The sequence below is a fragment of the Chromohalobacter nigrandesensis genome, assembly GCF_023061285.1.
Lineage (GTDB): Bacteria > Pseudomonadota > Gammaproteobacteria > Pseudomonadales > Halomonadaceae > Chromohalobacter > Chromohalobacter nigrandesensis.
The window spans coordinates 1-12,665 of record NZ_JAKGAM010000010.1; the positions used below are offsets into that span (position 1 = coordinate 1).

General features: G+C 60.8%; 14 protein-coding genes. 8 read left to right on the top strand and 6 right to left on the bottom strand.

Annotated elements, in window-relative coordinates; genetic code table 11:
- The coding region (locus L1073_RS12060; RefSeq protein ID WP_246899602.1) for a type VI secretion system Vgr family protein at positions 1–759 on the bottom strand (759 nt) is incomplete at its 3' end.
- A gap of 681 nt (positions 760–1,440) precedes the next feature.
- Between L1073_RS12060 and L1073_RS12065 the strand changes: the two genes are divergently transcribed.
- Both L1073_RS12065 and L1073_RS12070 read left to right on the top strand, forming a co-directional pair.
- A complete protein-coding gene (locus tag L1073_RS12065; protein ID WP_246899604.1) occupies positions 1,441–1,725 on the top strand; it encodes a BrnT family toxin in 285 nt (94 codons plus the stop codon).
- Entirely contained in the window at positions 1,718–2,020 is a 303-nt protein-coding gene (locus tag L1073_RS12070; RefSeq protein ID WP_246899605.1) for a CopG family antitoxin, read from the top strand. The genes L1073_RS12065 and L1073_RS12070 overlap by 8 nt, the downstream gene beginning before the upstream one ends.
- Positions 2,021–2,053: 33 nt before the next feature.
- On the opposite strand, the gene L1073_RS12075 is transcribed toward L1073_RS12070, so the two are convergent.
- Together L1073_RS12075 and L1073_RS12080 are read right to left on the bottom strand one after the other, a co-directional pair.
- Positions 2,054–3,397, bottom strand: coding sequence for a PepSY-associated TM helix domain-containing protein (locus L1073_RS12075; RefSeq protein WP_246899606.1), 1,344 nt, complete (start codon positions 3,395–3,397; stop codon positions 2,054–2,056).
- A gap of 111 nt (positions 3,398–3,508) precedes the next feature.
- Entirely contained in the window at positions 3,509–3,901 is a 393-nt protein-coding gene (locus L1073_RS12080; protein ID WP_246899608.1) for a DUF2946 domain-containing protein, read from the bottom strand.
- Between the two features lie 256 nt (positions 3,902–4,157).
- On the opposite strand from L1073_RS12080, the gene L1073_RS12085 reads away from it, so the two are divergent.
- The 3 genes from L1073_RS12085 to rhtA all read left to right on the top strand — a co-directional run bounded on the left by L1073_RS12085 (position 4,158) and on the right by rhtA (position 6,230).
- Positions 4,158–4,877: an aspartate/glutamate racemase family protein gene (locus L1073_RS12085; protein ID WP_246899609.1), complete on the top strand. Its 720-nt coding sequence runs from the start codon at positions 4,158–4,160 to the stop codon at positions 4,875–4,877.
- 13 nt (positions 4,878–4,890) lie between these two features.
- The gene (locus tag L1073_RS12090; protein ID WP_246899610.1) at positions 4,891–5,241 is read left to right on the top strand and encodes a DUF427 domain-containing protein; all 351 of its coding nucleotides are present in this window, start codon (positions 4,891–4,893) and stop codon (positions 5,239–5,241) included.
- Positions 5,242–5,336: 95 nt separating this feature from the next.
- The gene (rhtA, locus tag L1073_RS12095) at positions 5,337–6,230 is read left to right on the top strand and encodes a threonine/homoserine exporter RhtA (protein ID WP_246899612.1); all 894 of its coding nucleotides are present in this window, start codon (positions 5,337–5,339) and stop codon (positions 6,228–6,230) included.
- Positions 6,231–6,281: 51 nt separating this feature from the next.
- Here rhtA and ampC read toward each other — a convergent pair whose 3' ends face one another.
- Positions 6,282–7,448, bottom strand: coding sequence for a class C beta-lactamase (ampC, locus tag L1073_RS12100; RefSeq protein WP_246899613.1), 1,167 nt, complete (start codon positions 7,446–7,448; stop codon positions 6,282–6,284).
- Between the two features lie 219 nt (positions 7,449–7,667).
- Between ampC and zigA the strand changes: the two genes are divergently transcribed.
- Positions 7,668–8,900, top strand: coding sequence for a zinc metallochaperone GTPase ZigA (zigA, locus tag L1073_RS12105; protein WP_246899615.1), 1,233 nt, complete (start codon positions 7,668–7,670; stop codon positions 8,898–8,900).
- Between the two features lie 3 nt (positions 8,901–8,903).
- Positions 8,904–9,812: a GTP cyclohydrolase FolE2 gene (gene folE2 / locus L1073_RS12110; protein WP_425531583.1), complete on the top strand. Its 909-nt coding sequence runs from the start codon at positions 8,904–8,906 to the stop codon at positions 9,810–9,812.
- A 68-nt stretch (positions 9,813–9,880) separates the two neighbouring features.
- Here folE2 and L1073_RS12115 read toward each other — a convergent pair whose 3' ends face one another.
- Together L1073_RS12115 and L1073_RS12120 are read right to left on the bottom strand one after the other, a co-directional pair.
- The gene (locus L1073_RS12115) at positions 9,881–10,714 is read right to left on the bottom strand and encodes a metal ABC transporter permease (RefSeq protein ID WP_246899616.1); all 834 of its coding nucleotides are present in this window, start codon (positions 10,712–10,714) and stop codon (positions 9,881–9,883) included.
- Positions 10,711–11,433, bottom strand: a complete 723-nt coding sequence (locus L1073_RS12120) for a metal ABC transporter ATP-binding protein (RefSeq protein WP_246899618.1) — start codon at positions 11,431–11,433, stop codon at positions 10,711–10,713. The genes L1073_RS12115 and L1073_RS12120 overlap by 4 nt, the downstream gene beginning before the upstream one ends.
- 146 nt (positions 11,434–11,579) lie before the next feature.
- Here L1073_RS12120 and L1073_RS12125 point away from each other — a divergent pair, with 146 nt between their 5' ends.
- Positions 11,580–12,569, top strand: coding sequence for a zinc ABC transporter substrate-binding protein (locus tag L1073_RS12125; protein WP_246899619.1), 990 nt, complete (start codon positions 11,580–11,582; stop codon positions 12,567–12,569).
- Positions 12,570–12,665 lie beyond the last annotated feature (96 nt).

The following is a 12,665-nucleotide window of genomic DNA, read 5'->3' on the forward strand; positions in this document are numbered from 1 at the left end:
GCTGACGCGGGTAGGCTGCTGGCTGCGTACGCCGCCCCACTGATTGAGGGCATCCTCGCGCTCGGTGGCATCCTGGCGGTGGAAGCGAATCGCCTGGGGGCTGACGGGGCGGGTGGTATCGACGTCGTCGGTAATGACCAGACGGTGGCCGTCGAAAGATTGGCTGTCGCCCTCGGTCTCCCCGTCGTTGTCGGCGGATTCGGACGATTGATATTCAAAATAATACCAAAGGCCTTCTTCCTCGCAGAGGCGACTGATGAAGTTGAAGTCGCTCTCGCGGTACTGCACGCAGTAGCTGCGCGCGGGATAGTCGCGGCGCAGGTCGAAACGGTAGCGGCCCCGGGCCAGTTCATGGCCGTCGAACACCTGGGTCAGCACCTCCACCACAGAATGGTCCTGGAAGATCCGGCTGTCGCGGCCGAGCTTCAGCATCGCCAGCCACGGCACCAGGGTAAGCTGGTAGTAGGTGACGCCGCCGTCTTCGCCCAGCAGCGCGGCCTCGGCAACCAGGCCATGCAACTGGCGGTAGCTACCGTCGGCCTGCAGGATCGACAGCTTCGCCGGCTGCGCCATCAGCGTCTTGAGTTCGAGATCATTCTGCTGGGAGATGCAGTCGAGCGTATAGCTGAAGGGTTCACTGACCCGCTCCTCGCCCACCAGCCGGTGCGGCAGCAGCGACGCCCCGGCAATGTCCAGTGTCAGCAGCCGCTGCGACGGCGACAGATCGATATCGAAGGTGTCGAAAAGCGCCTCTGACATGGCATCGTCCCTGAATGTCATGCATGGCAAGAACGCACGCGCTCAAACGATCGTCGCTTGCCACGCTCGTGCCACGTTTATGTGGAAGAGAGCTAATTTAACATGGATAAAAGTGAAACGTACCCCAGCGACACCGGCGTTCTGTGAGGATTTGTTTCTGACGAAGGGGCTGGGTCAGGCACTGTGCACACATTACCGTGTTACACCCTCGACACTTCATCATCGGCCTCGGCTTCCGCTTCCATTTCCAGCGCCAGTTCCAGTTGCCCTTCTTCCTACGCAGCTTCTTCCGTCCAGGCCGTGCCCAGCGGGTAGCGAATACGGCACCCATGCCGAAGACCGCGCCATTGGTGATGCCGGTCATGAAACAGCCCACCGTACCCAACGGCGAGAGCCGATACAGCGTGCGCAGGCTCCAGGCAGCAGACAATGTGGTCGGGCGGGCGGCCGCAGCCTTCATCGCATCGATCCTGGTCGGTGAGAGAACATACTGCCCTTCAGGATAATCCCCCGCCCTGGCGAGGCACATACGAGGAGCGGTTGACCAACTCCATGACGCCTTCATACAGACGAAGACACAAGTCAGACGTCGAGTTACTGCTGAAAACACGCTGGCGCACGCCAAGCTGAGGTTTATGACACTGCGATGCCAATAGGCACACATACTGCTACACTACCCGCATGAAACCAATCGATTGGAATGCTGACAAGAACCAGCTCTTAATGGATGAGAGGGGCGTCTCCTTCGAAGATGTCGTATTCGCTTTGCAAGCAGATGGCTTGCTCGATGATATGGTTCATCCCAATAAAGAAAAGTACCCGAACCAGCGCATATTCGTGGTCAGAATTGACGACTACGCTTGGCTGGTCCCCTACGTTGAGGATGAAAAGGCGCTTTTCTTAAAGACGATCATTCCCAGCCGCAAGGCCTCCAGAAAGTATTTACAGGAGCAGAATGGTGAGTAAAACCAAGCTAAATAACGAAGAGCAAGCACTGCTCGACGACTACGATGCTGATGAATTCGTATCTGAGCTAGACAACGAACGCCGAGAATATCTTGCCCAAACGGCGGCGGACGCGTTCAAAAAAGACAAGCGCATCAATATCCGCATTTCCCAGCGTGACTTGGAAGCACTTCAACGACGTGCCTTAGAAGAGGGGCTCCCCTATCAGTCGCTGGTATCGAGCGTGCTACACAAATACGTCTCCGGCGGGCTCAAGGATATCTCGGCTAGCAAACCCAACCACCGAAAGCGTTAACGCTCACGGCCTACGCGGTCGCGGCCGCCCGGACTAGACGGCCGCCACCCCACGCCGGACACTGAACCGACGCACCAGTGCATCCACCACCGCCATGACGATCATCGAGGCGCCCACCAGCGGGAAGATGACGCCACCGATGGCGAGCAACGCCAGCACGCCGCGCAGTCGACGGGGGTCCTTGGGTTCAGGGGGAATTCCCAGCTTGCCGCTGGGTCGGCGCTTCCACCACATCACGCCCGACGAGACGCACAGCAGCACGATCCCCGCGCAGGCCAGCGCTAGAATCAGCTGATTGGCGAGCCCGTACTGCTGGCCCATATGGACGTTGATGCCCCACTCCAGCGACTTGCCCAGCGGGCCGTAGTCGGCATAGTTCATATCCAGAAGCGGCTCGCCGCTGTACTGATCCAGATGCACGACGCGCTGCCGTGACAAATCGTCGGGGTAGATCGAGCCGGTATAGACCCCGCTAGGGTCGCTCGGCAGGCTGACGGCATAGCCGGGCGCGAGCCCCAGATCGTCGAACGTCCGTACTGCGCCGTTCAGGCCGATGCTCTGCGCGTCCGCGCCCCCGGGCGTCGATTCCGGCAACTGCGCCTGCTCCAGCGACCAGGTCGTCTTCTCCCGCTCCGCCAGCCGTTCGTCGGAGAGCGGCACGTTGACACGCACCCCGTCCGGATAACCGAAATTGTGACCGTTGGCGAGCTCATTGACCTTGCTACCCCAGACCGTGGTCCAGGGCATCCCGGTCACGGCGAGAAAGAGAATGAAACCAGCCACGAAGAGTCCGGTAACGGCGTGAAGATCCCGCCAGAAGAGCCGCTTCGCCGGGGTCGCGCGTACCGTCATCACGCCTCCGCGCCGTCCGCGTGGCCACCACAAGTAAAGCCCGGTCAGCACCAGCAGGATCGACCAGCCGCCGACGATCTCGATGATCATGCTGGCCGTCTCGCCGAAGTAGCTGAGGCTGTGGATAGACCGCACGATCCACATCACGCTGCCGCGATAAGCCGTCGTGCCGGTAACTTCACCGGTATAAGGGTCGACGTAGACGGCTTGCTTGCCGTCGGCGGTGGTGATGTCGACCTCCGACGCAAGATTGGGCGCCGCCGGCGGCACGTAGCGGAATGCCTCACCAGGATGCGCCGCCACGGCGGCATCGAGCTGTTGCTGCGGCGCTACCGTCGGCGACGACTGTGCCTCGACGCGCACGATGTCCGCGCTGAGCCACTGGTCGATCTCATCCTTGAAGAGATACAGCCCACCGGTCACCGCCAGCGAGATCAGAAAGGGAATCGCGATGAGACCCGCGTAGAAATGCCAACGCCAGACCGCCCGATAAAGGTCGCTGGCGTCACGTGAAGAACGAGACATGAAGCCCCCGCATAGCGTGCCGTTGGCTACCGACAGGTAGCCGAATCCATTGTTGGTCGACGACCCTGAGCATGCGTCGACATACACACACCTGGCTGGGATCGAGACCGCTTAGACGTGACGAAAAGCGGGAGGTGGGGCGCGGGTCAGTGCATTGGGGAAGGTGGTCGCCACGGCCTGGGATGCAAGCACCCTCGGCACGCGCGGCGCAATGACAGCGGTATTATCCGGTACGGGGGCACTGGAAGCCCCTTCGATGACCGGGAAATGGCCGAATAACGAGCAATAAGCACACTGATCGTGAAGCCCGACCGACTCGATATGGCCGCTGGACGGCGCACCCTGCCCAGCGTCAACGTGCATCATCCTGTGCGCGGGCATCGAATCATCCCGCAGGGACGCGCTGGCCTGGCCTATCACCGGGCCGCAGATGACCAGCAGCATGGCGAACAGACTCAGCCAAGCAGTGAGACGACGCGTGGATGTGCGCGAGAAAAAGAACATGGAATCGGCCGGGAGATAGTCAGACGCATGCCATACTAGCGCAGCCCTGTGCCAAACACAGCCAGATGATCGCGCGTGCTCATGGTGCATGCGATGCCATGCGCACGTACCCCGGGTCAGAGGCGGCCTGCGGCGCTATGATGCAAGGCAGGGTGCGACAATCCGTCTCGCGGATCGACCAAGCGCGGCGGCAGGTTATGATGAACTCGATGACGCCACGACGTTATTCCTTTCTCCATGCAAGGAGCTAGTCACTATGCACACCATCGGTTTGCTCGGCGGTATGAGCTGGGAGTCCACCGAGAGCTACTATCGCGCGCTGAACGAGGGCGTGAAGCAGGCACTGGGCGGCTTGCATTCGGCGAAGGTGGCGATGGTGAGCGTCGACTTCGCCGAGATCGAGACCTTGCAACGCGAAGGGCACTGGGACGCGGCAGGTGAAGCACTGGCCACCGCCGCGCGCCAGATCGAGCACGCCGGGGCGGATTTCCTGCTGATCGCCACGAACACCATGCACAAGGTAGCGCCGCAGGTGGAAGCGGCCATCGATATCCCGCTGCTGCACATCGCCGATACCACGGCCGAACGCCTGGTCGCCGACGGCATCACACGGGTCGGACTGCTCGGCACACGTTTCACCATGGAGCAGGACTTCTACAAGCAACGCCTGACCGAGCGCTTCGGCATCGAGGTCATCGTGCCGGAGGACACCCAGCGCGACCAAGTGCACCGAGTGATCTTCGAGGAGCTGTGCCTCGGGCGCATCGAATCCGCCTCGCGGGAGGCTTTTCTAGACGTGATCGACTCGCTGCATGCCCGGGGCGCGCAGGCGGTAATCCTCGGCTGCACCGAAATCGCCATGCTGATCAAGGCAACCGACACCTATGTGACGCTCTACGACACCACGGCACTGCATGCCGAGGCCGCCGTGAAACACGCGCTCACTGAATCCCCCTTGTCGGCAGACACTCAATAGCCCGGGAGACCCCATGTCAGAGGCCCCCACACAAGACCGTATTACTCTGCATTCGCACGCCCGGCGCATTCAGGTATGGGACGGCGACACATTGATCGCCGATAGCACTCGCGCCATCGAGCTTCGCGAGCGCGGTTATCCGCCACGCCAGTATCTGCCCCAAAGCGACGTGCGCATAGGCCACTTAACCCGCTCCGAGACCATGACGCACTGTCCCTTCAAGGGAGACGCCACCTACTACAGCACTGGCGAGCACCACGATATCGCCTGGCAATACGCCACCCCGCTGGCGAAGATGGCAGCGATTGCCGGCCGTCTGGCGTTCGATGACACGGCGTTAGATGTCCGCGTAGAGACGGCGTAGTCTAGGCGCTTTCATTTTGAATGTGTGTTCTAGGCATGTGAGGGCGGGCCTGGCGCCATCAGGGAAGTACCATGTTCCAGCACAAGGGAGATGTCATGTCAGTCGCCGTGCGCGAATTCGTGGCCAGAGTGTGGCCGGTGGCCATGCTGATCGTGGCGATGTGCTCGATCCAGACCGGTGCCTCCATCGCCAAGACCCTGTTTCCGATCATCGGCGCCACCGGCACGACCTCGATCCGCTTGATTCTCGCCGCGCTTATACTACTGATCGTGATGCGGCCCTGGCGCCAGCGATTCAGCCGCCGCGCCTGGAAGTCGACCTTGATCTACGGCGTCGCCCTCGGCGTCATGAATCTGCTCTTCTACCAGGCGCTGCAGACCGTGCCGCTGGGTATCGCGGTGGCGTTGGAGTTCACCGGGCCGCTGACGGTGGCGATGCTCTCCTCGCGACGCTGGCTGGATCTGCTATGGGTGGCATTTGCCGTGCTCGGCCTGGCGTTCCTTCTGCTGCTGGGTGACGACCGTAATGGTCCGATAGACCCTTACGGTGCGGCTTGCGCGCTGGGGGCCGGGGCTTGCTGGGCACTCTATATTTTGTTCGGCCAGAAGGCAGGCTCGGTCAACGGCGCCCAAAGCGCCACGCTGGGCATCACCATCGCGGCGGTGGTGATCGCCCCTGTCGGTCTGATTGACGTCGGACCAGCGATTTTCGCTCCGGAAGTACTACCGCTCGCGCTTGCCGTCGCCGTGCTGTCCACGGCCCTGCCCTACACGCTCGAAATGGTAGCGCTGCCGCGCCTACAGACCCAGACCTTCGGTACCTTGATGAGCTTGGAACCCGCGATCGGTGCGCTCTCCGGCCTGCTGTTCCTGAGCCAACTCCTGAGTGGCCTGCAGTGGCTAGCCATCGGCCTGATCATCGTCGCCTCGATCGGCACCACGCTGACGGTGCGCCGACGCGATACCTTCGAGACCCCGGCGCCGGACTGAAGCGCCCAGCCGCTTGAGCGTGGAGACAGAGCCGAACTGTACCCTCATGCGCTACGGCACGTCGATCACGCCAAGGCCGGACAGGATGCGATAAGCCGCCTCAACGCGAGCGTCATTGGGATAGTTCTTGTTGGCCAGCATCACCAGCCCCGTCTGCTCGCCGGGCAGCATCACGACATAGCCGCCGAAGCCGTTGGTGGAGCCGGTCTTGTTGATCCAGACATCGTCACGCGGCGCTTGTAGCGGTTCGATCGCCTTGGCGGCGTTGGGGTCGAGGATCATGTCATAGCCGTTACCGGTCAGCAGCGTATCGAGCGCGACGGGGAGTGGGTACTGCTCCCAGATCAGATCCTGCGTCATGTCGCCGACTCGGTAATACCCCTGGCGAGTAGCGTCGATGGCCTGCTGTAGCTCGGCGCCGATCTCCGCGAGATGCAGGTTGGCCTGCACCAGCCTGGCCATATCGCCGGCGGTCGTCTTGATACCGTAGGCCTCGTCGTCGAGCACGCCCGGCGCCACGCGAATCGGCTGGCCGTCCTTGTTCTCGCCCATGGCGTAATCAGCCATATGATCATCGGGAACGTCGTACCAAGTGTGCTGCAATCCCAGCGGCTCCAGCACGTGCGCATGCATCGCGGGAACGAACTCGCTATCCAGACTCGCCGCCGTCTCCACGCCGAGTAGCCCGATACCGAGATTGGAGTAGGTGCGGACGTCGCCAATCGTTTCCGGCGGCTGCCACTGGCGGAACCAGCTCATCAGTGATGCGCGGTCGGTCACCTCATCCGGCACGAAAAGCGGCAGCCCGCCGGTGGTGTGGGTACCCAGATTGAGGCCGCTGATCTCATCGAAGGCGCTGCCCTCGAGCGCGGGCAGATAACGGCTGATCGGGGCATCGAGATCGAGCTTGCCCTGAACGGAGGCCTGGGAGGCGAGTGTCGCGGTGAACGTCTTGCTGAGCGAACCGATCTCGAACAGCGTGGCATCGTCGACCGCTGAGTCGGTCTCACGGTCGGCAACGCCGTAATTGAAGATCTGTGTGCCATCCGGACGCACGATGGCGACTGCCATGCCAGAAATCTGCTGGTCGGCCATCAGCGACTCGACGATGGGGTCGAGCACCTCGCGCGCTTGCGACTCCCCGTCATCCGTTTGCGCTAGGGCCACGTTCATCCCCCACAACAGCGTCAACGGCACCCCCAGTATCCAACCTTTCATGGCGCTTCCTTTTGCACGTCGATAAACCAAAACCCTGAACCGGTATCATGCGCCAAAAAAGTGACCGCTGGAACGGGCTCAGGCCACGTCATCGCCATGATGGCTATCTCAGTAATTGCCAATTTGTTATGATATAACATATTATTTAGTGCCGCCACGTCGTAAGTGGGCGTCGAGTACATCACAGCGCTGCGCATACTAGGTAAGAGGAGAAACATCATGGCGTCATCGCAGAAAACACTCCCGGTCACCGTACTGTCCGGCTTTCTAGGGGCCGGCAAGACCACATTGCTCAACCACATTCTCGCCAACCGTGAAGGACGGCGCGTGGCAGTGATCGTCAACGATATGAGCGAGGTCAATATCGACGCCTCACTGATCCGCGGCGCGGCCACCGAAGAACAGGCGCCCGACGACACGGTGACGCTCAACCGAGCCGAAGAGCGCCTCGTCGAGATGAGCAATGGCTGCATCTGCTGCACCTTGCGCGAGGACTTGCTGGTCGAGGTGCGGCGTCTAGCCGCCGAGGAACGCTTCGACCATCTGGTGATCGAATCCACGGGCATTTCCGAACCATTGCCGGTAGCTGAGACCTTTACCTTTACGGACGAAGGCGGCCAGAGCCTCTCTCAGGTCGCCCGGCTGGATACGCTGGTCACCGTGGTGGATGGCGCCAATTTCCTTTCCCAATATCACGAGGCCCAGTCGTTGTCCGAGGCCGGAGAAAGCCTCGGCGAAGACGATGAACGCAATGTCGCCGACCTGCTGGTCGACCAAGTCGAGTTCTGCGATGTCTTGCTGATCAGCAAGACGGATCTGCTCGAAACCGAACAGCTAAATGAGCTGACGGCAGTGCTGCGCTCGCTCAATCCCGAGGCCGACTTGATCCCCATGGCGCATGGCCAGGTGCCGCTGGACAAGGTTCTGGATACCGGACGTTTCAGTTTCGAGCGCGCCCAGCAGGCACCGGGATGGTTGAAGGAAATGCGCGGCGAACACGTGCCGGAAACCGAGGAATACGGCATTTCGAGCTTCACTTACCATGCCCGGCGTCCTTTTCATCCACAGAAATTCTACGAGCTAATTCATGGCGATGGCTTCGACGCCACGCTGCTGCGCTCCAAGGGCTTCTTCTGGCTGGCCACACGGCCTCAATACGTTGGGCAGTGGAGCCAGGCCGGCGGCATCGCGCATTACGGTTTCGCGGGGATGTTCTGGAAAGCCGTACCCAAAGCGCACTGGCCCGACGACCCCGAGTATCGGGAGGCGATCATGGATAAATGGCAGGAACCCTTCGGCGACATGCGCCAGGAATTGGTCTTCATCGGTCAACGCCTGAATCAGTCACAAATGCGCCAAGCGCTCGATGCCTGCTTGTTGAGCGAAGAGGAAATGCTCGCCGGCAATGCGCACTGGCAGACATTGCCCGATCCTTTTCCAGCCTGGGACTGATACATGCAACCTACTATGAATGAGTCTGAATTAAGCGATGTGGCCAGCGGCTTGGCATCACAGGATGGCACGCTTGCATGGGTCGGCATGGAGGATATTGCCTTGCCTGTGCGTCTAACGGGCCAGCCGCTCAATGCCAGCGTGTCGGCCGGGGTTTCACTGGATGCTGCCGACGCGCGTGGCATCCATATGTCGCGTCTCTATCTGGCATTGGATGCCCTGGAGCACCAGGAGGTAACGCTATCGCGCGTGAGCACGGTATTGCAGCGCTTCCTGGATAGCCATGACGACTTATCCAGCACGGCGTTTCTCGATCTGAGCGGTGACGTCCTGATCAAGCGCCCCGCGCTGATCAGCCCGCGATCAGGCTGGAAGGCATACCCCTTTACGCTGCGCTGTCGCCAAGATGCATACGGCATGCAGGCGACTCTCGAGATCACGATCGGCTATTCTTCGACCTGCCCCTGCTCGGCGGCCTTGGCGCGACAGTCGATCCAGCAGGCCTTCGACGAGGATTTTACCGATATGCCGATCAGCCACGACGCCGTCAGGACGTGGCTGGGTAGCGAGCAAGGCATCCTGGCCACGCCGCACAGCCAACGCAGCCAGGCGCACCTGTCGCTACGTCTGGTCGACGGCCTCGATACACTCCCCATCGAGGCACTGATCGATAACGTCGAGAATGCGCTGGGCACGGCCTTGCAGACGGCGGTCAAGCGCGTCGACGAACAGGCCTTCGCTCTGGCTAACGGCCAGAACTTGATGTTCTGCGAGGATGCGGCACGCCGCGTGCAGCATGCCCTGCGCGGAGACGCCAACGTCCGCGGCTTCAAGGCTCGCATCGTGCATGCCGAAAGTCTGCATGCCCATGACGCGGTCGCGCACACGGAATGGCATTGGACACCGGCCTGAGCATCGCGCCTTGCAACGACTCGCAATGCTTCGCATCCGCCATCGCCTGGATGGCGGATTCGATGTCTTTACGCGGACCGCTCCGGGCGCGCTGCCATGATGCGTAACGCCGTACGCCAGACATACGCGAGCACACTCGCCAAGGCAAACAGCGCGGCGGCGAGACTCACGATGGTGGGCCCCGTCGGTGTGTCGAACCAGTAGGCCGTTTGCAAACCACCGACGGCAGCCGCCACACCGATCATCGCCGCGACCACCACCATGCTTTCCGGCGTGCGGCTAAGCGTACGTGCCGCCGCTGCGGGAATGATCAACAAGGCAGCGATCAGCAATACGCCGACGACCTTCAAGGCAACGGCCACCACGATGGCCAGCGACAACGTAAGGATGAGCTGTTCGCGTTGCGGGTCAATACCACTGGCATGCGCCAGCTCCGCATTGAGTGTTGCGGTCAAAAGGCGCGACCAGCGCCATCCCATCAAGGCCATGACCAGGGCCGCGCCTCCCCAGATGACGGCAAGATCGGCCTTGCCGACGGCAAGAATATCGCCGAACAGGTAGGCCATCAGATCGATGCGTACGCCGGAAACGAAGGAGACCGCCACCAGGCCCAACGCCAGCGACGAATGTGCCATGACTCCCAATAGCGTATCCATGGCGTACCCCTTGCCGCTCAGCAGCGACACGATCGTCGCCATGAGCAACGACACCACCAGCACGCCGGCGAAAATCGACGTCGACAGCAACAGAGCCAGCGCCACGCCCAGGATAGCCGCATGTGCGGTCGCATCACCGAAAAAGGCCATGCGCCGCCACACGACCAAACAACCCAGCGGCGCGGCCGCCAAGGCAACGCCCAGGCCGGCCAGGGTGGCGCGTACCAGGAAGTCATCGAGTATCACGGGGCAATCTCCAAGGAGGGACGAGCATGGCGGTGACGGTATAGCGCCAAGGCGTCTTCGTCATCGAGGCCGAACATGGCGCGATATTCCGGTGAGGCGGCAACCCGCTCAGGCGTTCCCGCACAGCAGATGGAACGGTTCAGACACACTACGCGATCCGAGGCCCGCATCACGACATGCAGTTCGTGGCTGACCATCAGGACGGCGCATCCCAATTCTTGGCGTACCCGTTCGATCTGGCGATAGAAGTCGGCCATCCCCTGCTGATCGAGCCCCTGCGTCGCCTCGTCGAGAATCAATAGATCGGGAGACGAAAGCAACGCACGCGCCAGCAGAACGCGCTGAAACTGCCCGCCCGAGAGGTCGCTAATCTGGCTACTGGCCTGCTGAGTGACGCCCGCACGTTCGAGCGCTGTATCGATCTCATGCCTCGGTCGTCGCCGCGGAAGACGCATCAAGCGCGATACCGTCATCGGCAACGTCGCATCGAGGTGTAAACGTTGCGGCACATAGCCAATGACCATGCCCGGCGACTTGTCGATACAGCCGCGTTGCGGCACCAAAGCGCCGATAATGCTTTTCAGCAAGGTCGTCTTGCCCGAGCCGTTGGGTCCCACGATGGTGACGATTTCGCCCCGCTCGAGATCAAGGTGGATATCTTCCAACACGAGATGACCACCGAGGGCGAGATCCAGTTCAGCTATCGACAGTAGTCTCATGGGGAATCCGGATACATAAGTCGCTGCTCCACGAAGGGATGACCTCACAGATGAAAAGGAAGGGTTGCTCCTTGCACTATAAAATATGTTATAACATAACATATTGGTGTTCAATACTCGCTCACACACGCCTGGAGAACCGTCCGATGCATCGTTTCAGCCCCTACCTGGCCGCACTACTCATGTCGCCGGCTGCCGCCTACGCCGCCGTCCCTTCGGTTGCGGTGGATATCCCCCCGGTCTATTCGCTGGTCGATCGTGTGATGGGAGATCTAGGCTCCCCGCACCTACTGATCCAGCAGGGTGCATCCCCTCATCGCTATGCCATGCGCCCCTCGGAAGCCGAAGCGCTCGAGAACGCCGATGCCGTCTTTTGGATCGGCGAAGACCTGACCCCTTGGCTGACGCATTCGCTGGATACCCTGGGTGACGACGCCCTCAGCGTCGAACTGATGGACTTGCCCGAAACGCAGACACTCGAATACCGCCAGGGGGCCACCTTCGAAGCGCATCATCATGGTCATGCCGGACACGATCATGGGCATAACCACGACCACGACCACGACCACGACCACGACCACGACCACGACCATCAGCATGATCACGCTCACGACGGATTGAATCCCCATGTCTGGCTCGATCCCGAAAATGCACAGGCCTGGCTAGGTATCATTGCCGACTCCTTGGCCCAGCTCGATCCGGCACATGCGTCCACTTATCAGGAAAACGCACGCCTCGGTGAAGATGAGCTGGCAACACTGACAAAAGCGCTGCAACAGCAGCTCGCCAACGCTCACGATGCCGATTTCATCGTCTTTCACGATGCCTATCAGTATTTCGAGAACCGTTTCGATGTGGCGGCAGCGGGGGCGATTTCACTCGGGGATGCACGCAAACCCAGCCCGTCTCGTATCCAGGCACTCCACACCCTCGTCGAGAAGCACGACATCGACTGCGTGTTCAGCGAGCCTCAATACAATCCGGAACTGGTGAAAAGCGTATTCGGCGATACCGGGGTGAATACTTCCATCGTCATCGACCCGCTCGGCACCGACCTCACGCTGGGGAGCGAGCTTTACTCGCAACTACTGCATCAACTTGCCGATGCCGTCTCGCAGTGCACCCAGGATGACTGATGGGATAGCGGTCATTTGCATCGAGCTACCCTATGCAGCATCATTTTTAGGTATGTTATAACATACAAAACGATTTACACTCGCCTCATTGATTCA